This window comes from Fredinandcohnia quinoae, assembly GCF_022427965.1.
GTDB classification, from domain to species: domain Bacteria; phylum Bacillota; class Bacilli; order Bacillales; family Bacillaceae_L; genus Ferdinandcohnia; species Ferdinandcohnia quinoae.
Genome location: NZ_JAKTTI010000030.1, coordinates 24,448 through 48,325, shown reverse-complemented (window position 1 = coordinate 48,325; position 23,878 = coordinate 24,448). Strand labels below are relative to the sequence as shown.

Annotated in this window: 24 protein-coding genes; 23 read left to right on the top strand and 1 reads right to left on the bottom strand. The window is 36.8% G+C overall.

Translation table 11 applies throughout. The features are described from left to right. Nucleotides 1-66 precede the first annotated feature (66 nt). The 3 genes from MJG50_RS16595 to rsmI are packed head-to-tail and all read left to right on the top strand — an operon-like array spanning nucleotide 67 to nucleotide 1,937. Entirely contained in the window at nucleotides 67-810 is a 744-nt protein-coding gene (locus MJG50_RS16595) for a tRNA1(Val) (adenine(37)-N6)-methyltransferase (protein WP_240256869.1), read from the top strand. After that, a complete protein-coding gene (locus MJG50_RS16590) occupies nucleotides 797-1,096 on the top strand; it encodes a GIY-YIG nuclease family protein (RefSeq protein WP_240256868.1) in 300 nt (99 codons plus the stop codon). Before MJG50_RS16595 ends, MJG50_RS16590 begins: the two co-directional genes overlap by 14 nt. After that, a complete protein-coding gene (gene rsmI, locus MJG50_RS16585) occupies nucleotides 1,062-1,937 on the top strand; it encodes a 16S rRNA (cytidine(1402)-2'-O)-methyltransferase (protein ID WP_240256867.1) in 876 nt (291 codons plus the stop codon). Before MJG50_RS16590 ends, rsmI begins: the two co-directional genes overlap by 35 nt. Nucleotides 1,938-1,985: 48 nt before the next feature. Here rsmI and abrB read toward each other — a convergent pair whose 3' ends face one another. Then, complete coding sequence (gene abrB, locus MJG50_RS16580; protein WP_240256866.1) at nucleotides 1,986-2,270, bottom strand: transition state genes transcriptional regulator AbrB; 285 nt, start codon at nucleotides 2,268-2,270, stop codon at nucleotides 1,986-1,988. 606 nt (nucleotides 2,271-2,876) lie between these two features. Between abrB and metG the strand changes: the two genes are divergently transcribed. The 20 genes from metG (at nucleotide 2,877) to MJG50_RS16480 (ending at nucleotide 23,874) form a co-directional block, all read left to right on the top strand. Beyond that, a complete protein-coding gene (gene metG / locus MJG50_RS16575; protein ID WP_240256865.1) occupies nucleotides 2,877-4,826 on the top strand; it encodes a methionine--tRNA ligase in 1,950 nt (649 codons plus the stop codon). 91 nt (nucleotides 4,827-4,917) lie between these two features. Next, nucleotides 4,918-5,685, top strand: coding sequence for a TatD family hydrolase (locus tag MJG50_RS16570; RefSeq protein WP_240256864.1), 768 nt, complete (start codon nucleotides 4,918-4,920; stop codon nucleotides 5,683-5,685). Nucleotides 5,686-5,912: 227 nt separating this feature from the next. Next, nucleotides 5,913-7,109, top strand: a complete 1,197-nt coding sequence (locus MJG50_RS16565) for a resuscitation-promoting factor (RefSeq protein WP_240256863.1) — start codon at nucleotides 5,913-5,915, stop codon at nucleotides 7,107-7,109. A gap of 141 nt (nucleotides 7,110-7,250) precedes the next feature. Continuing rightward, nucleotides 7,251-7,814 carry a ribonuclease M5 gene (gene rnmV / locus MJG50_RS16560; RefSeq protein WP_240256862.1) on the top strand — a complete coding sequence of 188 codons (564 nt, stop codon included), beginning with the start codon at nucleotides 7,251-7,253 and terminating at the stop codon, nucleotides 7,812-7,814. Continuing rightward, nucleotides 7,807-8,685 carry a 16S rRNA (adenine(1518)-N(6)/adenine(1519)-N(6))-dimethyltransferase RsmA gene (gene rsmA / locus MJG50_RS16555; RefSeq protein WP_240256861.1) on the top strand — a complete coding sequence of 293 codons (879 nt, stop codon included), beginning with the start codon at nucleotides 7,807-7,809 and terminating at the stop codon, nucleotides 8,683-8,685. Before rnmV ends, rsmA begins: the two co-directional genes overlap by 8 nt. A 155-nt stretch (nucleotides 8,686-8,840) precedes the next feature. Then, nucleotides 8,841-9,710 carry a sporulation peptidase YabG gene (yabG, locus tag MJG50_RS16550; protein WP_240256860.1) on the top strand — a complete coding sequence of 290 codons (870 nt, stop codon included), beginning with the start codon at nucleotides 8,841-8,843 and terminating at the stop codon, nucleotides 9,708-9,710. Between the two features lie 234 nt (nucleotides 9,711-9,944). Then, the gene (veg, locus tag MJG50_RS16545) at nucleotides 9,945-10,214 is read left to right on the top strand and encodes a biofilm formation stimulator Veg (protein ID WP_240256859.1); all 270 of its coding nucleotides are present in this window, start codon (nucleotides 9,945-9,947) and stop codon (nucleotides 10,212-10,214) included. A 166-nt stretch (nucleotides 10,215-10,380) separates the two neighbouring features. After that, nucleotides 10,381-10,566, top strand: a complete 186-nt coding sequence (locus tag MJG50_RS16540) for a small, acid-soluble spore protein, alpha/beta type (RefSeq protein WP_240256858.1) — start codon at nucleotides 10,381-10,383, stop codon at nucleotides 10,564-10,566. Nucleotides 10,567-10,745: 179 nt separating this feature from the next. Next, nucleotides 10,746-11,615, top strand: coding sequence for a 4-(cytidine 5'-diphospho)-2-C-methyl-D-erythritol kinase (ispE, locus tag MJG50_RS16535; RefSeq protein WP_240256857.1), 870 nt, complete (start codon nucleotides 10,746-10,748; stop codon nucleotides 11,613-11,615). Between the two features lie 58 nt (nucleotides 11,616-11,673). Then, on the top strand, nucleotides 11,674-12,537 hold the full coding sequence (purR, locus tag MJG50_RS16530; protein ID WP_240256856.1) for a pur operon repressor: 864 nt from the start codon (nucleotides 11,674-11,676) through the stop codon (nucleotides 12,535-12,537). Beyond that, nucleotides 12,534-12,908 (top strand): RidA family protein, encoded by a 375-nt coding sequence (locus MJG50_RS16525; RefSeq protein ID WP_240256855.1) that lies wholly within the window; start codon nucleotides 12,534-12,536, stop codon nucleotides 12,906-12,908. Before purR ends, MJG50_RS16525 begins: the two co-directional genes overlap by 4 nt. Nucleotides 12,909-13,047: 139 nt before the next feature. Beyond that, entirely contained in the window at nucleotides 13,048-13,338 is a 291-nt protein-coding gene (gene spoVG, locus MJG50_RS16520; RefSeq protein ID WP_026562422.1) for a septation regulator SpoVG, read from the top strand. A 232-nt stretch (nucleotides 13,339-13,570) separates the two neighbouring features. Next, nucleotides 13,571-14,950, top strand: a complete 1,380-nt coding sequence (gene glmU / locus MJG50_RS16515) for a bifunctional UDP-N-acetylglucosamine diphosphorylase/glucosamine-1-phosphate N-acetyltransferase GlmU (protein ID WP_240256854.1) — start codon at nucleotides 13,571-13,573, stop codon at nucleotides 14,948-14,950. A 17-nt stretch (nucleotides 14,951-14,967) separates the two neighbouring features. Further along, nucleotides 14,968-15,921 (top strand): ribose-phosphate diphosphokinase, encoded by a 954-nt coding sequence (locus MJG50_RS16510; RefSeq protein WP_240256853.1) that lies wholly within the window; start codon nucleotides 14,968-14,970, stop codon nucleotides 15,919-15,921. A 75-nt stretch (nucleotides 15,922-15,996) separates the two neighbouring features. Continuing rightward, complete coding sequence (locus tag MJG50_RS16505; protein ID WP_240256852.1) at nucleotides 15,997-16,620, top strand: 50S ribosomal protein L25/general stress protein Ctc; 624 nt, start codon at nucleotides 15,997-15,999, stop codon at nucleotides 16,618-16,620. A 67-nt stretch (nucleotides 16,621-16,687) separates the two neighbouring features. Further along, nucleotides 16,688-17,248, top strand: a complete 561-nt coding sequence (pth, locus tag MJG50_RS16500) for an aminoacyl-tRNA hydrolase (RefSeq protein ID WP_240256851.1) — start codon at nucleotides 16,688-16,690, stop codon at nucleotides 17,246-17,248. Nucleotides 17,249-17,328: 80 nt separating this feature from the next. Next, nucleotides 17,329-17,559 (top strand): anti-sigma-F factor Fin, encoded by a 231-nt coding sequence (gene fin, locus MJG50_RS16495; protein ID WP_240256850.1) that lies wholly within the window; start codon nucleotides 17,329-17,331, stop codon nucleotides 17,557-17,559. Between the two features lie 130 nt (nucleotides 17,560-17,689). Further along, nucleotides 17,690-21,229 carry a transcription-repair coupling factor gene (mfd, locus tag MJG50_RS16490; RefSeq protein WP_240256849.1) on the top strand — a complete coding sequence of 1,180 codons (3,540 nt, stop codon included), beginning with the start codon at nucleotides 17,690-17,692 and terminating at the stop codon, nucleotides 21,227-21,229. A 327-nt stretch (nucleotides 21,230-21,556) separates the two neighbouring features. After that, a complete protein-coding gene (gene spoVT, locus MJG50_RS16485) occupies nucleotides 21,557-22,093 on the top strand; it encodes a stage V sporulation protein T (protein WP_240256848.1) in 537 nt (178 codons plus the stop codon). Nucleotides 22,094-22,254: 161 nt separating this feature from the next. Then, nucleotides 22,255-23,874 (top strand): putative polysaccharide biosynthesis protein, encoded by a 1,620-nt coding sequence (locus MJG50_RS16480; RefSeq protein WP_240256847.1) that lies wholly within the window; start codon nucleotides 22,255-22,257, stop codon nucleotides 23,872-23,874. The last annotated feature ends 4 nt before the right edge of the window (nucleotides 23,875-23,878 follow it).

The window sequence follows — 23,878 nt, the reverse complement described above, 5'->3', positions numbered from 1 at the left end:
TTTTTCATTTTAAAGTAAAACCGTTATAATAAAGTGATACAGATAAATGGAGAGGAATATTGATGTATGGTTGAGTTACTTAATGATGAAAGATTAGACCATTTGCTAGCGGAGAATTTGAGGATTATTCAAAGTCCCTCAGTATTTGCATTTTCCTTGGATACAGTTCTTCTAGCGAAATTTGTCTATGTACCGATTCAAAAAGGAAATATGATTGATTTATGCACAGGAAATGGTGTGATTCCGCTGTTATTAAGTCAGCGGTCAAAAGCAATGATAACGGGTGTTGAAATTCAAGAAAGAATATATAATATGGCAAAAAGAAGTGTTGAATATAACGAATTGCAAAATCAACTTCACCTGATTCATGGGGATATAAAAGATATGCCATCAAATCTAGGACATGGGAAATACGATGTTGTTACATGCAATCCACCTTATTTTCCGACACCAAATAAAGATGAGATTAATAAAAATGAACATTTAGCGATAGCAAGACATGAAATCTTTTGTACATTAGAGGATGTTGTCAGGGTGAGTAGTCAACTCGTCAAACAGGGCGGGAAGGTAGCATTTGTCCATCGACCAGGTAGATTATTGGATATTATTACGTTAATGAGAAAGTATCGAATCGAACCGAAACGATTACAATTCGTCTATCCGAAGCGAGGTAAAGAAGCAAATACACTTTTAATAGAAGGAATAAAGGATGGCAGTGCAGATATGAAAATTTTGCCCCCGTTAATTGTGTATGATGATCATAATGAATATACAAAGGAATTGAAGGAAATTCTCTATGGAGAAAAGTAAGCATTATTTTTATGTAGTAGAATGTAAAGATGGCACTTATTATGCAGGATATACAAATGATCTTGACCAAAGGATTAAAAAGCATAACGAAGGAAAAGGTGCGAAGTATACAAGGGGCAGAACCCCAGTCATCTTGCTCATGTTCAAGGAATTTGAGTCAAAGGGTGATGCACTACGAGCAGAATATAAATTTAAGCAATTGAAACGTCCTCAAAAGGAACAATTTATCATAATGGAAAGAGGTACAAAAAATGTGGCAACAGAAGAGCTTTCAACAAAATTATGAATATGGAACTCTTTATCTAGTACCTACTCCGATAGGGAATTTGGAGGATATGACGTTTCGGGCCATTAAGGTTTTGAAGGAGTCCTCCGTAATAGCAGCCGAAGATACACGTCAAACCAAAAAGTTATGTAACTATTTCGAGATAGATACGCCAGTTATTAGTTATCATGAACATAATAAGCAAGTAAGCGGCGAGAAAATAATTAGTTATTTACGAGCTGGCAAAGATGTCGCACTTGTAAGTGATGCGGGGATGCCGACGATATCTGACCCAGGCTATGAGGTTGTTGTAGAAGCTATATTAGAAAAGTTTTATGTTGTCCCATTGCCAGGAGCAAATGCGGCATTAACCGCGTTAACCGCATCTGGAATTTCAACACAGCCCTTCTATTTTTTCGGTTTTTTAGACCGACAAAAGAAGGAAAAAAGAAAGCAATTAGAAGGTTTGAAACATATTCAAGCTAGCCTTCTTTTTTATGAAGCTCCTCATCGCTTAAAGGAAACCCTTCATATCATGGAAGAAGTATTAGGAAATCGTAAAATTACAGTATCACGTGAATTAACAAAGAAATTTGAGGAATTTATTCGTGGTGATCTAAAAGAGCTCATCGCTTGGACAGATGTTGATGTCATTCGAGGTGAATTCAGTATTATTGTTGAAGGTTCCAAAGAAGGTGAAGAAAAAGTAGAGGAGTTTTGGTGGCAGCAGTTATCAGTAGAAGAGCATGTCAATCATTATATAAATACTAGTTCATTGTCTTCGAAAGATGCCATCAAAAAAGTGGCTAAGGATAGAAATCAACCAAAAAGAGATATTTATCAGGAATATCATATTGAATAAAAAATAGCTTCCCGTGAATAAGGGAAGCTATCTGTATGTTTTAATCAATTATTTTGCACTCTCAAGATTTGTTTGGATTTCTTGTAAAATTTGTTCTGCACCTTCACGGCTTAGTACAATTTTACCACCAGCAAGTGTGAAGTTATGATCTGAAACTTCACCTGTGATATGACAAGTCATGTTTGGCTTATATTTTTTTAAGATGATTTTTTCGTCGTCAACATAAATTTCTAATGCATCCTTTTCAGCGATGTCTAATGTGCGACGAAGTTCAATAGGAATAACTACACGACCTAACTCGTCAACTTTACGTACAATACCTGTAGATTTCATTTGATTTTTCTCCTCTCATAACCCAAATAATGTATTTTTCTCTTTTTAATCGTCATTATTCGACAAAATGCTTTCTAGTTAATAGTATCAAGTTTTCCAATAAACGTCAATGGAAATTTACATTTTTTATATAAAAAATGTATAATCATGTAAACTAGTATCTTAATATAATAACGTTTTTCTTCGCCCCCTTTTTTTTAATAGAAAAATAAACTAAAAATAATTGAGAAAAACCATTTAAAAATTTCGACATAGTTCGACAAAATTCAATCGACACTTATAAAATCCAATCGTTAAACATTTTCTTATGACATTCATTAATTGACATTATCCCTATTTTTTAACGGACAAGAAGGTTTTTACTTTCTTATTCGAATAAGTGCAACTAAGGCATTCGCCCAAAAGCTAGGCGACTGTCTAGTTTTCTAATGTATATTTTGTTGATATAATAGGAATAGATGGTTGTAATGGCGTTGTCTGGTTCCAGCGCCTAGACCGAGATCGTAAGCCAAATCACTTCAGAAATCAGTATTTCTTATATGATTCGTCTTATGCTTGTCAGGTCTGACCAAAGCGCTTGCACTTTTCTCGATAGGAGGGGTCAAATTGACTCAAGAAAATAAGACTTTTTATTTAACAACACCGATTTATTACCCTAGTGGGAAATTACATATTGGACATGCATATACGACAGTTGCTGGAGATGCAATGTGTCGTTATAAACGTTTGCGTGGGTACGATGTAAGGTTTTTAACAGGTACGGATGAGCATGGGCAAAAAATTCAACGTGCCGCTGAAGAAAAGGGTGTAACTCCACAAGAATATGTTGATGAAATTGTTTCAGGTATTCAAGATTTATGGAAAAAACTCGATATTTCATATGATGACTTTATTCGTACGACACAAACTCGACATAAAGAAATTGTCGAAAAAATCTTTGATCAGCTAGTCAAACAAGGGGATATTTATTTAGATGAATATGAAGGCTGGTATTGTACGCCTTGTGAATCATTTTTTACCGAAAGACAGCTTGAAGATGGAAAATGCCCAGACTGTGGTAGACCAGTCGAAATGGTAAAAGAAGAATCTTATTTCTTCAAAATGAGTAAATACGCGGATCGACTTTTGCAATTTTATGAGGAAAATCCTACATTTATCCAACCAGAGTCTAGGAAAAATGAAATGATTAATAATTTTATTAAACCAGGTTTAGAGGACTTAGCCGTTTCTAGAACAACGTTTGATTGGGGTGTAAAGGTTCCGGGCAATCCTAAGCATGTCGTGTATGTTTGGATTGATGCACTTTCAAATTATATTACAGCATTAGGCTATGGTTCGAACGATGATACAAATTATCAAAAATACTGGCCAGCTGATGTACATCTTGTTGGAAAAGAAATTGTTCGATTCCATACGATCTATTGGCCGATTATGTTAATGGCATTAGATCTCCCTCTGCCTAAAAAGGTATTTGCTCATGGCTGGTTATTAATGAAAGATGGGAAGATGTCAAAATCTAAAGGTAATGTAGTTGATCCTGTAACATTGATTGATCGCTATGGACTTGATGCATTACGATATTATTTATTACGTGAAGTACCATTCGGAGCTGACGGTGTGTTTACACCAGAAGGCTTTGTAGAAAGAATAAATTTTGATTTAGCAAATGACTTAGGAAATCTCCTTAATCGTACGGTGGCAATGATTCAAAAGTACTTTGATGGAAAGATTCCTACATTTACTGGTAGTAAGACAGAATTTGATGGTCAATTGGAAGCCTTTGCCCATGATACGGTTAAAAAATATGAAGATGCAATGGAGAATATGGAGTTTTCAGTTGCACTAACGTCTCTATGGCAATTTATTAGTCGGACAAATAAGTATATTGATGAAACTCAACCATGGGCTGTTGCAAAGGATGAGGCTAAAAGGGATGTACTCGGTTCCATTATGTCACATTTAGCTGAATCTTTACGTTTCTCTGCAATCATGTTGCAACCTTTCTTAACAAAAACACCATCGCTGATTTTCGAACAACTTGGCTTTACGAATGAAGCTTTGATGAAGTGGGAAAGTTTAGCTGATTTTGGTGTGACGGAAGAAGGAATCATGGTTACAAAAGGTAATCCAATTTTCCCACGCTTAGAAATTGCGGATGAAGTGGAATACATTAAAAATCAAATGCAAGGTGGGACACCTAAGGAAGAGCCTGTGAAGGAAGTACCAAAAGCTGATGAAATCACAATTGATGATTTTATGAAGGTTGAGCTACGTGTAGCGCAAGTGCTTGAAGTGGAGCCTGTTAAGAAGGCTGATAAGCTTTTAAAGCTTCAACTAGATTTAGGGTTTGAGAAGCGTCAAGTTGTTTCAGGGATTGCACAATATTACAAACCTGAAGAATTAGTTGGTAAAAAAGTCATTTGTGTAACAAATCTGAAGCCTGTAACTCTACGAGGAGAACTTTCTCAAGGGATGATTTTAGCGGGTTCAGAGGATGGAAAATTATCGGTTGCTACAATTGATCAATCTCTACCAAACGGATCGAAAGTAAAATAATACAGGAGGGACAGAGCTTTTCTGTCCCTTTTAAATATTAAAAAAGGAATTTTTATAATCAACGCAGAATACGTAAAAGGGAGTTTTGAAAATGTTAATTGATACACACGCCCATTTAAATGCGATTCAATATAATGAGGACCTTGAGGAGGTCATAGAAAGAGCTCAAAGTGAAGGTGTGACCACGATTGTTGTTGTTGGATTTGATCGTGAAACGATTACAAGAGCAATTGAGTTAGCGGAACAATATGAATTTATCTATGCAACAGTTGGTTGGCATCCAGTTGACGCCATTGATATGACAGATGAGGATTTAAAATGGATTGAAGAACTATGTTCACATCCAAAAGTAGTTGCGCTTGGAGAGATGGGATTAGATTATTATTGGGACAAGTCCCCAAAGGATATCCAAAAAGAAGTATTCCGCAAACAAATTGCACTAGCAAAAAAGGTAAAACTACCAATTATCATTCATAACAGGGAAGCAACCTCTGATATAATGGAAATCCTTCAAGAGGAAAATGCTAGTGAGGTTGGAGGTATCATGCATTGTTTCACGGGTAGTGTTGAAGTTGCGAAGCAGTGTATTGATATGAATTTTTATATTTCCTTTGGTGGTCCAGTTACATTCAAAAATGCAAAGAAACCGAAGGAAGTTGCAGCAGAAATTCCGTTAGACCGCTTGTTAATTGAGACAGATTGCCCATATTTAACACCACATCCTTTTCGTGGAAAGCGAAATGAACCTAGCTATGTAAAATATGTTGCAGAACAAATTGCTGAATTAAAAGGTCTGCCTTTTGAAGAAATTGCCGCAAAAACATCCGAAAATGCAAAGCGATTTTTCGGCATAAAATGATAGTAAATATTGTCAATTTATAGGGATGCTTGTCCGTTATTAAGTTTATTAGAAAAAGTTCTACATGTCTTCTTTCGTTCATACTATATCTTTGTCGACAAGTATTCCTTCCTTTTTGAAAGTTGTTCTTGCATAATATTGAATACGGCGAAATTTCAAAGGGGTGGGGTTGACAGAAAATAAGATACTCTATATAATCCACGTGAGAGAAGGAGGCGTTTTTCATCTTGTTACAAAACATGAAAAAACTGTTTTCCGAGTCCAAACACAGAAAGAGATTAATAGTCTCGATTAGTAGTCTCATAGTATTTGCAGGAGCTGGTACTAGCTATGCAGCCTATGAAACTACGAAGGATACAGTTACATTATCGCTGAATGGCGAGAAACAGGTAATAAGGACGCATGCAAATACTGTTGCGGACATATTAGAGGACTATGATGTCAAGGTAAATAAGTATGATGAAGTATCACCATCCATGGATACAGCCGTTAAGGACAATTTGAAAATAGAATGGCAGGAAGCAATTCCAGTCGAAATTGTCGTTAATGATCAAAGTAAAAAGGTATGGACGACAGAAAAAACTGTAGCTGATCTTTTTAATACTGAAAAAATTCAATTAAATGAGCACGATAAAATAAATCCTGGATTAGATGCGAAGCTAACAAAAGACATGGAAATTGTTGTTGGTAAGGCATTTCAACTAACACTGAATAATGGTGGTAAGAAACAACAGGTTTGGTCAACTTCGACTACGGTCGCTGACTTTTTAAAAGGTCAAGAGATCACACTAAATGAATTGGATCGAGTCCAGCCAGCAATGGAAGAACAGATTACAGCAAATAGTGTTGTAAACGTAATACGTGTAGAAAAAGTCACCGATGTAGTGGAAGAACCCGTTGCGTATGCGGTTGTCAAGAAAAAAGACGGCAGTATTAACAAAGGTAAGGAAAAAGTACTCCATGCTGGAGAAAAAGGTAAAATTGCTAAGCATTTTGAAGTTGTGTTTGAAAACGGAAAAGAAGTATCTAGAAAGCTAATTAGTACCGAAACATTAAAGGAAAGCAAGGATCGTGTAGTAGCTGTCGGAACAAAGGAAATTGTCCGTCAAGTATCACGCGGTAACGGAACTGTTGCAAAAGAGTTCTATGTTAACTCAACGGCTTATACAGCTTATTGTAATGGTTGCTCAGGCTTTACAAGTACAGGTATCAACCTGCGTGCAAACCCAAATGTTAAAGTCATTGCGGTTGACCCAAGTGTTATTCCTCTAGGGACGAAAGTCTATGTAGAAGGATATGGGTATGCAATTGCTGCTGATAAAGGGTCAAGTATTAAAGGTAATAAAATTGATGTATTTTTCCCTGAAAAGTCTCAAGCGTACCGCTGGGGACATAGAAAGGTGAAAATTCAAATTCTAGATTAATGTATATTTGACTTTACATGCAGAGGATATATAATCCTCTGTTTTTTTGTATTACAGTATTCTGTTATAATTATGTAATATTTGTATTCATTATGTTAGACGAATGAAACATAGTAAAAGTTTCATATTTTGGAGGAAAAAATGAAAATAAAAGAAATTATTGTGGTTGAAGGAAAAGATGACACAGTCGCAATAAAACGTGCAGTAGATGCAGATACAATTGAAACGAACGGTTCTGCAGTTAATCAAGAGGTGCTTGATCGAATAAAGCATGCTCAGGAAATTAGAGGAGTCATTGTTTTTACAGACCCTGATTACCCAGGTGAACGAATTCGGAAGATTGTTTCACATGCAGTGCCTGGCTGTAAGCATGCGTTTTTACCAAAAAATGAGGCAATAGCAAAGTCAGGAAAAGGATTGGGTGTCGAACATGCAACACCTGCTGCCATACGAAAAGCGCTTGATGAAGTAAAACAGGAGATTGAAGAATTTAATTCAGAAATAGAGTTTGATGAATTAGTTGATGCAGGACTCATTGGAGGCAGTAAGGCAAAAGAGCGACGAGAAAAGCTTGGGGTCCTATTGAATATTGGGTATACTAACGGAAAGCAGTTATACAAGCGATTGCAAATGTTTCAAATTTCAAAAGAGAGCTTTGGAAAAGCCATCGCTGAAGTGCTACAGGGGGAAAAGCATAGTGAATAAAGATATTGCAACACCGATAAGAACGAGAACAATTCTTGAAAAGCACGGGTTTTCTTTTAAAAAAAGCTTAGGACAAAATTTTTTAATTGATACAAATGTATTACATCGGATTGTTGATCATGCGAATGTTTCTGATTCAACCGGGGTCATTGAAATTGGTCCAGGGATAGGAGCATTAACAGAACAACTTGCCAAAAGAGCAAAAAAAGTTGTGGCATTTGAAATAGACGGGCGTTTGTTACCGATATTAGCAGATACCCTCTCTCCTTATGAAAATGTTCGGGTCATACATGAGGATATTTTGAAAGCAGATGTCCTGCCAATCATTGAAGCAGAAATGAAAGGGATAGAGGATATTATGGTCGTTGCAAATCTTCCTTATTACGTGACAACCCCGATTATTATGAAGCTCTTAACTGATAATCTTCCACTAAGAGGAATCGTTGTTATGCTTCAAAAAGAGGTTGCTGACCGTATTTCTGCAAATCCCGGCACAAAAGAATATGGATCTCTATCAATCGCGATACAATACTATACAACGGCAGAAACAGTCATGACAGTGCCAAGATCGGTATTTGTCCCACAGCCAAATGTTGATTCAGCAGTCATTCGTTTACTTAAACGGGAAGAACCTGCGGTGAAGGTAGATAATGAAACTTTCTTCTTTGAAGTCGTTCGTGCTTCTTTTGCCCAAAGAAGGAAAACCATTTTGAATAACTTAACATCTAATCTCCCAAATGGTAAACAAAAGAAGGAAGTAGTTGAAGGCTGCTTAGCTAATGTAAATATAGACCCGAAAAGACGTGGAGAAACACTGTCAATTCAGGAATTTGGAAAGCTAAGTGACGAATTATATAGAATGTTAAGTTAATCTAGAAAAGACGAAATGCCCTACGAGTTCATAAACAAAATGAATCGTAGGGTATTTTACTTATGCACTTTCACCACTTTCTACACAGCCGCATAGGCTAGTGAAGAAGGGAATCTAATTAGGGGATATGTCCTCTAATATGGAGTGAATAAGTGATGAATATAAAAGTAGGGGACGTTGTAGCCCGAAAATCATATAATCTTGATGTGCTATTTCGAGTAATTGAAGTGAAAGATGAGATTGTCTATTTATTAGGTGAAGATGTTAGATTGGCTGCAGATGCCCCATTACATGATGTATTACGAATCAATGATGAAGAGAGGCAAAAAAGGCAGCGACTAGATCGGGATAAGGTGGACAGCTCTTATCATCTATTTCGTCAAGACTACCATCTAATTAGACAAAAAAATGAATACAATGCCACTGGAGGTTATGTAAATAATCATAATTATTTTCAGATGCCAGGAAGGGTTCTTCACATCGATGGTGACCCCATTTATTTGAAAAAATGTTTGACTCTATATGAGAGGATTGGAGTGCCTGTATATGGGGTGCATTGTACTGAGAAGGAAATGCCTGATAAGGTGGAGAGTCTAATTGACAAATATCGACCAGATATACTAGTTATCACCGGTCATGACTCATATTCCAAATCAAAAGGGAAAATAACAGATCTTAAAGCATATCGATATTCCCGTCAGTATGCCCAAACTGTTAGAGCAGCAAGAAGAAAGATTCCACACCTTGATCAACTCGTCATTTTTGCAGGTGCTTGTCAGTCACACTTTGAATCACTTATACAAGCGGGTGCAAACTTTGCCAGTTCGCCTAAAAGAGTAAATATCCATGCGTTAGATCCAGTATATATCGTTGCAAAAGTAAGCTTCACCCCGTTTGATGAAAGAATTAATGTATGGGATGTACTTCGAAATACATTGACTGGTGAAAAAGGGATTGGTGGAATTGAAACAAAAGGTGTCTTACGAACAGGGATGCCCTTTCAAAAGCATGAAGATGAGAAGTAGGGATCACTAATGAATTTCATTAGGATCTCTTTTTCCTTTGTATCAATTGTGTTGTATGTCTACTCTTACTTTATGTACATATTTCAAAAAAAAATGCACATAATATTTGTTAGTCAAGGAGAAATTTGTAGGAAAAAATTCATTGACAAATATTTTGTTTCACTGTTATAATTTTAGATTTACTTGACTAATTATGTGTATGTTGATATACTAGTAATAGTGAGGTGGAGTGATATGGCAAAAACTTTGCTGGATATTAAAAGGTCTTTGGATACTAATCTTGGTAAACGACTAACGTTAAAAGCAAATGGTGGTCGTAGAAAGACAATTGAGCGCTCTGGAGTGCTTGCGGAAACGTATCCCTCTGTATTTGTGATTGAACTAGACCAGGATGAGAATTCCTTCGAACGTGTATCTTATAGTTATGCGGATATTTTAACTGAAACAGTTCAATTAACCTTCTTTGATGAAACAACTGGGAGTATAGCGATAAGTGGGCAGTAGACAAAGGTTTGCTGCTTTTTTACTTTTTTTTAATACACTAAATACGAAAGATGGTTATGTGACTACCAAGACCGGGATGCACATAACCATTTTTTCTTGATAATATATCCTTTTCATTCAAATACTATGATTGTCGTAGTTTTTTTCATGAAAGGGGCTGCTATTATTGGGAAGACGTCGCGGGATAATGTCTGAAAGCTTTAAAGAGGAATTAGCAAAGGAGCTTGGCTTTTACGACACCGTTAAAAATGAAGGTTGGGGAGCAATAAGAGCACGTGATGCGGGAAATATGGTGAAACGTGCAATTGAAATTGGACAACAACAACTTGCAAACAAGATGGATAACCAGTAATTATGTGTTTTTCGAATGACTACGACGCCGGAGCGAAATGCTTCGGCTTTAACTTTGTCTACACGATTACCCTTATATGTAAAGATTGGATAACTCGGGCCTTGATGGTGGGAGTTTTTTTCTCTTTCATTTATGATACAATGTCAATATTGAATTTACGTTATAAGTAGGTGAATGGTATGAAGTTATTAGTTAAGGCACCGGCAAAGATTAATTTATCGCTTGATGTATTACATAAACGGACGGACGGCTACCATGAAGTACGTATGGTAATGACGACAATCGATCTTGCCGATCGGCTCGAATTATCGGAACATAACCGAGATGAAATAAAGGTTATCTCTCACAACCGTTTTGTGCCAGATGATAGTCGGAATTTGGCATATCAAGCAGCTAGTCTGTTAAAGAGGCGTTATGATGTTAAAAAAGGTGTTATTATTTCGATTACAAAGTCGATACCAGTGGCTGCTGGACTTGCAGGTGGTAGTAGTGATGCAGCTGCAACTTTAAGGGGACTCAATAAATTTTGGGGGCTAGGCCTTAGTCTTGATACATTGGCTGAGATTGGTGCGGAAATTGGATCAGATGTTTCGTTCTGTGTATATGGAGGAACGGCTGTTGCGACAGGTCGTGGTGAAAAGATTCAGCATATCGAAGCACCACCTCATTGTTGGGTGATTTTAGCGAAGCCAACAATAGGTGTATCGACTGCTGATGTGTATCGAAACCTTTCCCTAGACTCTATCAAACATCCTGATGTTGACGGAATGATAGAGGCTATACGGAATAAGGAATTTGAAGATATTTGCAGTAAGGTAGGAAATGTATTAGAGGACGTTACACTACAATTATATCCGGAGGTAGCCCATATTAAGGAACAGATGAAGAAGTTTGGAGCAGATGCTGTCTTAATGAGTGGAAGTGGTCCTACTGTATTTGGCCTCGTGCAACGTGAATCTAGAATGCAAAGAGTTTATAACGGTTTACGCGGTTTCTGTGATCAAGTATACGCAGTTCGAATATTAGGTGAACGGAACTCAATTGAATAAATGCGTATATTAATGATATATTATCTGTAAAACATTCGGTATTTTTGGAGGTTGTACTATGAAATTTCGTCGAAGTGGTAGGTTGGTTGATATGACTAATCACCTACTCTTGCATCCTCAACACTTAGTTTCGCTCACCTTTTTTGCAGAAAGATATGATTCAGCGAAATCTTCAATTAGTGAGGATTTGACTATTATTAAACAGACATTCGAACAACAAGGAATTGGCACATTGGTTACAGTTGCCGGTGCAGCTGGTGGGGTGAAATATGTTCCGCTAGTAGGAGAAGAAGAAGCAAACAGCTTAGTTCAAACATTATGTGGCGTTATTGCGAATCCAGATCGACTTCTTCCGGGTGGATATCTGTATTTAACTGACATTTTAGGTAATCCAAATATGGTTAGTCAGATTGGGAAAATATTTGCTTCCATATATGCTAATCGAAAAATAGATGTCGTGATGACTGTTGCAACAAAAGGAATTCCATTAGCTTATGCCGTAGCTTCATTTTTGGATGTTCCAGTTGTAATTGTAAGACGTGATACAAAAGTAACTGAAGGACCAACTGTTAGTATTAATTATGTATCAGGTTCAACGAAACGAATTCAAACGATGGTCCTAGCAAAAAGAAGCCTTCAAGAAGGTTCAAATGTTCTTATCATTGATGACTTCATGAAAGCTGGAGGCACCATTAATGGCATGGTAAGCATGTTAGAGGAATTCAAGGCTACTTTAGTGGGGATTGGTGTACTAGTAGAATCTGACGAGGATATAGAAGAGCGATTAGTAGATGAATACATATCATTAGTCAAATTAACTGATGTGAATGTGAAGGAAAAGCAAATTGAGGTTTCAGAAGGGAATTATTTCTCTTATTTAAATGAAATTAAAATAGAAGATGAGCAGGAGGAAGAAAAATGAAGAGAGTAGAAACCAAACTAGCACCACAAGCGATCGGACCATATTCGCAAGGAATTGTCGTTAATAATATGTTTTTTAGTTCTGGTCAAATCCCACTTACTGCTGAAGGTGAATTAATTGGTGGAGGGATAAAGGAACAGACTGAACAAGTTTTTAAGAATCTTCAAGGTGTCCTTCAAGCGGCAGGAGCATCGTTAGAAACAGTTGTGAAAGCAACTGTATTTATTAAAAATATGGATGACTTTGCAGATTTAAATGAAGTGTATGGACAGTTTTTTACGGTACATAAACCAGCTAGATCTACCGTAGAGGTTGCAAGACTTCCGAAGGATGTTCTAGTCGAAATAGAAGTTATCGCATTAGTAAAATAGTCATTTTTTGCATTTTTTCACCCCTTTTCCCAAAAAGTATGAATTTTTTTAAAAAATTTTCCTGAATTAGCAGGAATATGAGAAGTTTCGTGGAATTAGATAATTTAAGTTTCTATCTAGGGAAAAGGTGGTGAACATAATGGAAGTGACAGACGTAAGATTACGCCGCGTAAATACCGAAGGCCGAATGAGAGCGATTGCATCTATTACTTTGGATCATGAATTTGTTGTTCATGATATACGTGTAATTGATGGTAATAATGGCTTGTTTGTTGCAATGCCAAGCAAACGCACTCCTGATGGTGAATTTCGTGATATCGCTCATCCAATCAACTCTAGCACTCGCGGGAAAATTCAAGATGCAGTATTAGCTGAATATCACCGTTTAGGTGAATTAGAAGTTGAATTCGAAGAAGCAGGAGCATCGTAATAAAAGAATGGTATAAATACACCGAAGAGCCTACACAAAAAAATAGGCTCTTTTTTACTTTTCCCTCTATCGTACGTAGAAATAATCCTCATTTATTGTCTTTTTCCAATAAAAATTATTGTACTTTCTATTAGTTTCCTTGAAATAGGTCATTTTTTAGGATATATTCGTAATGGGTAAAAAGGTTAACTTTTTTCGGAATTGATCCGAATTTAATATGGAGGCCTAAAAAATGACAAATCGTTATGGCGTAATTTTAGCCGCAGGGCAAGGAACGCGTATGAAGTCAAAATTATATAAGGTACTTCATCCTGTCTGTGGGAAACCAATGGTACAACATGTTGTTGACCAAATATCAATGTTGGAACTTTCAAAGCTTGTGACCATAGTTGGACACGGAGCAGAAAAGGTAAAATCACAAATAGGTGTAGGAAGTGAATATGCGCTTCAAGCAGAGCAGCTTGGAACAGCACATGCCGTTATGCAGGCAGCATCCCATCTTGAACATGAAAAAGGGATCACACTTGTTGTTTGTGGTGATACACCACTTATTACTTCAGATACAATGAAGTCGCTCTTGGACCAACATGAAAAAGCGGGTGCAAAAGCAACTATTTTAACAGCACTTGCAGATGACCCTACCGGCTATGGTAGAGTTGTTCGTGATGCACAAGGCCATGTTGAGAGAATTGTCGAGCATAAAGATGCAAGTGATGAAGAACGAAAAATTAAAGAAATTAATACAGGTACATATTGTTTTGATAATGAAGCTTTATTTTATGCACTTAAGCATGTTACGAATGAGAATGTGCAAGGTGAGTATTATTTACCTGATGTTATTGAGATTCTTAAAAAGAATGGTGATATCGTTTCTGCATATCAAACAGCATCCTTCGATGAAACATTAGGTGTAAATGACCGCTTAGCTCTATCCCAAGCTGAAAAGTTCATGAGACAACGAATAAACAAAACTCATATGCTTAATGGAGTAACGATTATTGACCCTGATAATACGTATATTTCAGCCGATGCAATGATTGGTCAGGATACGGTATTATACCCGGGTACAGTCATTACGGGGGAAGTTGAAATTGGATCGGATTGTGAGATAGGCCCTAATACTGAAATAAAAAATTGTAAAATCGCAGATGGTACAGTTATTCGCCAATCTGTTGCAAATGATAGTGAGATCGGAATGAATGTAACAATTGGCCCGTTTGCACATATTCGACCTGCATCTCTAATCGGTGATAAAGTGAAAATTGGTAACTTTGTTGAAGTGAAAAAGGCATCATTTGGCAATGGCAGCAAGGCTTCTCATTTAAGCTATATTGGTGATGCTGAAGTTGGTTCTAATGTAAATATTGGCTGTGGATCAATCACTGTTAATTATGATGGAAAGAATAAATTTTTAACGAAAATTGAAGATGATGCTTTTATTGGGTGTAACTCAAATTTAGTTGCACCAGTAACGGTTGGAAAAGGTGCATATGTTGCTGCCGGTTCAACCATTACGAAAGAAGTACCAGGAAATGCCCTATCTATTGCACGTGCTCATCAAGTGAATAAAGAAAATTACGCAGAACGTCTTTCTAAAAAGAATAATTCCTAATTGGAGGTCCTTATATAATGTCTAGTCAGTACCGTGATTCAAATTTGAAAGTTTTTTCTCTAAATTCTAATGCGCCTTTGGCTGAAGAAATTGCAAAATCAGTCGGAGTTGGGCTTGGAAAGTGTTCAGTAACCCGATTCAGTGACGGTGAAATTCAAATTAATATTGAAGAAAGTATCCGTGGCTGTGATGTATATGTCATTCAGTCAACAAGTGCTCCAGTGAATGAACACATTATGGAAGTGTTAATCATGATTGATGCACTTCGTCGTGCATCAGCTAAAACGATTAATATTGTTATGCCTTATTATGGTTATGCTAGACAAGACCGTAAAGCACGTGCACGTGAACCGATTACAGCGAAATTGGTAGCAAACTTGTTGGAAACAGCTGGTGCTGATCGAGTCATTACATTGGATCTTCACGCACCACAAATTCAAGGCTTCTTTGATATCTTAATTGACCATTTAATGGGTGTGCCGATTCTTGCTGATTATTTTAAAAGTAAAAATCTCGAGGATATCATCATCGTATCGCCGGATCACGGTGGGGTAACAAGAGCTCGAAAAATGGCAGATCGTCTAAAAGCTCCAATTGCGATCATTGATAAAAGAAGACCAAGACCAAATGTTGCAGAAGTAATGAACATCATCGGTAATATCGAAGGAAAAACAGCGATTTTAATTGATGATATTATTGATACTGCAGGTACAATTACATTAGCGGCGAATGCTCTTATTGAAAATGGAGCGAGAGAAGTATATGCATGTTGTACACATCCTGTGTTATCAGGTCCTGCTATTGAGCGAATTGATAACTCAAAAATAAAAGAATTAGTGGTAACGAATACGATATTATTGTCTGAAGAGAAAAAGATTGGGAAAATTAAGGAACTTTCTGTTGCATCATTGATTGGCGAAGCTATTATTCGTGTACATGAGGAGCAATCTGTAAGTACATTATTTGATTAATATAAAATATGGGTTTAGACAAACATCTTTAGGGGAATTTTATTAATATAATAAAATTCTAAGGATGTGTATATGATGTCAGCAGTTTTACAAGCAACGAAACGAGTGAAAGATAAGCATTCTACGATTAGGAAAATAAGAGAGGGTGGAAATATTCCAGCTATTCTTAATGGTGATAATCTGAGCAACCCAATCTATGTAAATAGTGCGGACTTTCTTAAGACAATTCGCCAAACGGGTAGAAATGGTATTATCAAACTCTCTGTTGACAATGAGCAGCATTCAGTCATGCTATCTGATCTTCAAACTGACCCGATTAAAAGTGAAATCATTCATGCTGACTTTCATATTGTGAATATGAAATCAGAGGTTGATGTGGAAGTAAATATTAATCTAGTGGGCGAAGCGCAAGGAGTGAAGGATGGTGGGGTACTTCAACAATCACTTCACCAATTATCGATTAGAGCACTTCCTGCAAATATTCCACAAACAATAGATATAGATATTTCTACACTTGCAGTAGGGCAGGTAATTACTGTTGAGAATATTGATACATTAGGGAAATATAGTATCAACCAAGAACCCTCACAAGTGGTCGCTTCAATCTTGCCACCACGACAAGAGGCTGAAATTAATACAGGGGAAGAACAGGAACCTGGCATACCCGAATCAGTAGAGGGCAGAGAAACCAGTCAATAAATAGATTGGACGTAACCTATTGGGTTACGTCCTTTTCTCTATAGTATGTAAATAAAGGGGGATGGACATGAAATTGATAGTTGGCTTGGGGAATCCCGGTAGGCAGTATGAGGAGACAAGACATAATGTTGGATTTAAGGCGATTGACCGGCTTTCTGATAAATTAAATATACCTGTAGATAAATCAAAATTTAATGGGATTTATGGACAGGGTATGATAATGGGAGAGAAGGTTCTAATTTTGAAGCCTCTAACATATATGAACTTATCAGGGGAAAGTCTTAGACCCCTAATGGATTATTATGATATCAATGTAGAGGATATACTCGTAGTATATGATGAACTTGATTTACCTGTAGGGAAGATTCGGCTTAGGGAAAAGGGAAGTGCTGGAGGACATAACGGCATGAAATCGATCATTCATCACTTAGGAACGCAAGAATTTAAGCGAATTCGTATTGGGGTCGACCGACCGAAGAATGGAATGAATATCGCAGATTATGTACTAGGTCGTTTTTCTGCTGAAGAAGTAAATGAAGTTAGGGATTCGATTGAAAGATCAGCAGAAGCATGTGAAAAGTGGTTGACTACAGAATTTTTACAAGTAATGAATACTTTTAACTCATAAATGACGAATGAATAAAGATTCTCTTAACGGTTTATACTAGAAATACATTGCATTTAGTAGTATATCGTGGGAGGATTTATATGGCACTACATTACAATTGCCGGCATTGCGGTGTTAAGGTTGGTAGTATTGATAATATGTCCCTCCATAGTGAGAGTCTAGGCTTTCATTTATTAACAGATCAGGAGAGACAAGAAATGATCTCGTATAATCAGGATGGAGATATATTTGTGAAAACTATTTGTGAGGACTGTCAGGAGGCATTGAGTCGGAATCCTGACTTGCATCAATATGAAACATTCATTCAATAATTCAATAAGGGGAAAAGCTTTGGCATATTGAACCAAAGCATTTTTCTATTTAATTTATAGGAAAAAAATAATGGAATTTACTAGTGTTACTGTCTAAGCGCTTACGCTTTTCTTGAGAGGGGGTTTGGCATTGTTAACAGGATTACAACAGTACTTTATTAACAATGATGAAATAAAATCAATTAAAAATGGGATAGATGGGGGATTGAAGGAACAGCTAATAGCTGGACTTTCTGGTTCTGCACGTACGGTATTCACCGCTGCATTGTATAAAAAAACGAATAAACCAATCCTGGTAGTAACACATAATTTATACCAAGCCCAAAAAATTTATGAAGATTTAAATGTACTTCTAAATGAAGATGAGGTTTTCCTCTATCCAGTCAATGAATTAATTGCTTCTGAAGTTGGTATAGCAAGCCCAGAATTAAAGGGTCAAAGAATTGAGGCACTTAACTACTGGAGTCATCATCCTAACGGAGTTATTATAGCACCAATAGCTGGAGTGAAGAGACTTGTCCCTCCGAAAAAGCTTTGGTCAAATAGTCAACTAGAATGTTCAGTTGGCCATGAAATTGAGATTTCACATTTTCTAGAACAGCTCATTCAAATGGGCTATGAAAGAGTGTCAATGGTATCTGCCCCAGGTGAATGTAGTATTCGCGGTGGCATAATTGATATTTATCCATTAACAGAAGAAAATCCAATTCGTATTGAACTATTTGATACAGAAATAGACTCAATTAGGACATTTTCGTTAGAGGACCAACGTTCGCAAAAGAAATTAGATTCAATTATTATTGGTCCAGCTACTGAGGTATTATTACAAAAGGATCAGATTATTAAAGGAATACAAGCTGTCGAAGCAGGCCTAGCAAAAAGCCTAAAAAAGGTAAAAGATGATAAGTTAAAAGAGATGTTCATCGAAAATATTTCATATGAGCTTGAGCAATTAAAAAATGGTCAAATGATCCAGCAAATGTTTAAATACTTATCAATGTTCTATGAACAGCCTGCTAGTTTAATAGACTATTTACCTGATAACGGTATCGTCATCCTTGACGAGATAAGTAGAATACAGGAAATGTCTGAAAGTCTTGATAAAGAAGAAGCAGAATGGGTTACGAGCCTTTTAGCTAAAGGTGAAATTATCCATGACACCTTACTTTCTCATAAATTTGCAAAGCTTGTACAAAAAAAGGTAGATCATCCTTTTGTTTATTTATCACTTTTCTTAAGACATGTACCACACACTAGCCCACAAAATATACTAAACTTATCGTGTAAACAAATGCAAAATTTCCACGGTCAAATGCATGTATTGAAATCGGAGCTGGAACGTTGGCAAAAAGGAAATTACTCTGTCGTATTCTTAGGTTCAAATGAAGAACGAGTTAAAAAACTTCAGCAAGTATTAGAGGATTATGATATAGATATTTCAACTGTTCAAAGTGATGGAGATATCATCCCTGGGAGAGCACAAATTGTTTTGGGTGATCTTCAAGTTGGATTTGAATTACCACTTCAAAAAATTGCGGTCATTACAGAAGAAGAGCTTTTTAAAAAGAAAATGCAAAAATCAAAAAGGAAGCAAAAGCTTTCGAATGCCGAGCGAATTAAAAGCTACTCAGAACTACAAATTGGCGATCATGTTGTTCATACGAATCATGGAATCGGAAAATATCTTGGAATTGAAACCCTTGAAATTAATGGAATCCATAAGGATTATTTACATATTCGTTATCAAGGTAGTGATAAGCTCTATGTACCAGTTGACCAAATTGAGCAAGTTCAAAAATATGTAGCCTCTGAAGGTAAAGAACCGAAAATTTATAAACTAGGTGGAACGGATTGGAAGCGGGTTAAGAAAAAAGTAGAATCATCTGTTCAGGATATTGCTGATGACTTGATTAAGCTATATGCAGAACGAGAAGCTAGCAAAGGCTTTTCATTTTCACCAGATGGAGAGATGCAGCGAGAATTCGAAGCGAACTTCCAATATCAAGAAACAGAGGATCAAATTAGATCGATTCATGAAATTAAAAAGGATATGGAGAGGGAACGTCCAATGGACCGCCTTCTTTGTGGTGATGTTGGCTATGGAAAAACAGAAGTGGCAATTAGGGCTGCATTTAAAGCAATTATGGATGGAAAACAAGTCGCTTTTCTTGTACCAACAACGATATTAGCTCAACAGCATTATGAAACAATTAGGGAGCGGTTTCAAGACTTTCCGATTTCAATCGGGTTATTAAGTCGCTTTCGTTCTAAAAAGCAGCAAACGGAAGTGTTAAAAGGACTTAAAGTTGGTACTGTAGACATTGTGATTGGTACCCATCGCTTACTATCAAAAGATATTATCTATAAGGATCTTGGTTTGCTCATTATTGATGAAGAACAGCGATTTGGTGTGACCCATAAGGAGAAGATCAAACAATTAAAGGCTAATATTGATGTATTAACACTGACAGCAACGCCAATACCGAGAACATTGCATATGTCAATGCTGGGGGTTCGTGATTTATCTGTTATTGAAACACCACCAGAAAATCGTTTCCCTGTACAAACCTATGTAGTTGAATACAATGGTGGACTTGTAAAAGAGGCGATTGAACGTGAATTAGCTCGTGATGGTCAAGTATACTTTCTCTATAATCGAGTTGAGGATATTGAAAGAAAAGCAGAAGAAATTTCGATGCTTGTGCCTGACGCGAGAGTAGCTTATGCACATGGAAAAATGACAGAAAATGAATTAGAGGCAGTCATCTTGAATTTCTTAGATGGACAATATGATGTGCTTGTTAGTACTACAATTATTGAAACAGGTGTTGATATTCCCAATGTGAACACATTAATTGTTCATGACGCTGATCGAATGGGCTTGTCTCAGCTTTATCAGCTTCGAGGCCGTGTCGGGCGATCTAATCGAGTAGCATATGCTTATTTTACCTACCGAAAAGACAAGGTGTTAACGGAAGTTGCAGAGAAGCGACTTCAAGCAATTAAAGAATTTACAGAATTAGGATCAGGTTTTAAAATTGCGATGCGTGATCTATCCATTAGAGGTGCAGGAAATATTCTAGGGGCTCAACAGCATGGTTTCATTGATTCTGTAGGGTTTGATCTGTATTCTCAAATGTTAAAAGAGGCGATTGAAGAGCGAATGGGCGATCCAAAGGCTGAAAAGCAAGTTAATGTGGAGATTGATGTAGAAGTTGATGCATATATTCCAGACACATATATTTCGGATGGGCGTCAAAAAATTGATATGTATAAACGATTTAGAGGCATTACTACACTGGAAGATGTTGAGGAGCTTCAAGAAGGAATGATTGATCGATTTGGTGAATATCCTGTGGAGGTTTCATATTTATTCCAAATTGCGAAGATAAAGGTATATGCCATTTTAGAACATATTCAATCAATCAAGCAGGTAAAACAGGATATCACGATTTTATTAACTGAAGATGCAAGTGGAATGATTGAAGGCCATAAATTATTCCAATTAGGAAATTCATTTGGGCGTATGATTAGTCTCGGAATGGAAGGTAATCGGTTAAAAATTGTAATCCAAACGAAAGGCTTAGAAGTGGAACACTGGCTCAAAATCTTGCAAGACATGATTATTGGGTTGAAGGATGTTAAAAAGGAAAATGTAAAGGTACATTAAAAAAGGATGTTCAAAAAGTCCGGGAAAAATAGCTGTCGAATCTCTTCGTTGGCTCACTTCTGTGCTGCTCATGTATTAAAAACATACATTCCGCTGCTCGAAGCTTCACCGCCTTGACCTTCTCGGCTCTTTTTGTCCTCCTTTTAGAACATGTATTTGGGTGGAATTTTCTTCCTAAAGGTAAAAAACCACTTTCATTGTGAATAGAACTTTGTGGGTGTAAGATACTAAACTCAACAACAAATGGTGATTTATTCAAAACTAGACATGTTGTCCAACAATCACCACTATTCTTTAATCATCAGATGAAAGTGAGGCATCATAAGAATGAAAGCAACTGGTATTGTTCGTCGAATTGATGATTTAGGTCGAGTAGTAATTCCAAAGGAAATCCGTAGAACACTAAGGATTCGAGAGGGAGACCCATTAGAGATTTTTGTTGATAGGGACGGGGAAGTTATCCTTAAGAAATACTCACCAATCAGTGAGTTAGGTGACTTTGCAAAGGAGTATGCAGAAGCTCTTTTCGATAGTCTTGGTCATCAAGTCCTAATTTGTGATCGTGATGCATTTATTGCGGTTGCGGGTGGGTCGAAAAAAGATTACTTAAATAAAAACATAAGTGACTTAATCGAAAAAACAATGGAAGAAAGAAGCTCTTTACTAGAGACAGAAGAGAAGCAAGTGTCAATCGTAGAGGGCAATGAGGAATCAATTTCTTCCTATACAGTAGGTCCTATCATCGCTAATGGAGATCCAATTGGAGCAGTCGTTATACTGTCAAAGGAAAGGTCTCTTGGTGAAGTTGAACAAAAGGCCGTTGAAACGGCTGCAGGTTTTTTAGCTCGCCAGATGGAACAATAAGATATGGTTAGAAAAGGTAGCTTACGGGCTACCTTTTCTCGTGCCCTGCCCTTTAACACCTATTACGGTTCACCAATGTATTATGATATAATACATTGGAATTTATCACATTTACAGGCAGTAAACTATTATCACTTTCTTTGATTGGGTGTGATGGGTGAATGGACGTCCAATCCGGAAGCCGTGTAAAAAAAATATGGGAAGGGACATTTGCTCTCACCATTGCAGGATTAATTACAAAAATTTTAAGTGCAGGATACCGAATACCATATCAAAATATTGCAGGTGATCTTGGATTTTACATCTATCAGCAGGCCTATCCGATTTACGGAATAGCTTTAATTTTTTCTACATATGGATTTCCAGTCATCATTTCTAAGCTATTAGTTGAAAAAAATCAACAAAATGACCATGCTGCTGTAGTGAAAATACTATATATCACATTTTTTACTTTGTTCAGTATTGGCTTACTATTATTTAGTCTTTTATATTGGGGGGCGGGTCTTGTTGCTCGTTGGATGGGAGATGAAAATCTTTTTCCATTAATAAAAGTTATTTCATTCTCGTTCTTACTATTACCCTTTATATCCGTTTTACGTGGCTCCTTTCAAGGGCAGGGGATTATGATTCCAACAGCTGTCTCACAAGTGACTGAACAATTCATAAGGGTAGTTACGATTTTAGTTGCATCCTTTCTTTTATTAGACCAAGGATACAGTGCATATGAGGCTGGTGCAGGCGCAATTTTCGGCTCTATAACGGGTGGATTTGCTGCAATTCTTACTTTATTATTTTTTATTTTTAAACGGAAACACAAGCTTAAGAATCCATTGACATATAAATCAACAGTTCGATCAAGGGATATTGTGCGAGTTTTACTGACACAGGGTATTACGATATGCATAAGCGCCTTATTGTTAATTTTGTTCCAACTTATTGATTCTTTTACGGTCTATTCACTATTAACCACTGGAGGAATGGATGAGACTGTTGCGAAGCAGGTTAAAGGAATATATGACCGTGGACAACCACTCATTCAGCTAGGAACGATTGTGGCCACATCCTTATCCTTATCTCTTGTACCTTTGATAGCGAGTGCAAAGGTAAGAAAAGACCTACCGTTTATACATGAAAAGGTCAATCTATCGATTCGATTAAGTATTGTTGTTGGAGTAGGTGCTGCTATTGGATTAGCTTGTGTACTAGAGCCGACAAATAAGATGTTATTTAAAAACAACTTTGGCACAAATGTATTAATCATTATTGGATTATCTATCTTATTTACTTCACTTTCTCAAACAATTACTGCCATTTTACAAGGGTTGGGACACCCCTATTTACCTGCATTATCAGTGATCGTGGGAATGTTTGTTAAATGGCAATTAAACCAGTTACTAATACCCGAGCTTCATACGGTAGGGGCTGCAATTGCCACAGTGATCGCTTTTTGTGTCATAACGGGACTTCATCTGTTCATTCTTCATTTCAAGCTACCTGGTGCTGTGAAAAGCTGGTTGTTTGTAAAACACGTATTTTTTGCAACGTTAATAATGGCGATCGTAATAGTAGGCTATTTATCTATAGTGGAGATGATATTTCCAAGTCTTTTGACTTCTAGAATTTTTGCAAGCTTTGAATCAATATCTGCCGTGTTTCTAGGTGGATTCATCTACTTATTCTTTATCCTAAAAGGGCGTGTCTTTTCTGAGGAGGAAATCTCCCTTCTCCCAATTAGTTCAAAAGGAAAAGTATTCATTGATTCTATGATGAAAAGGTGGTAAATAT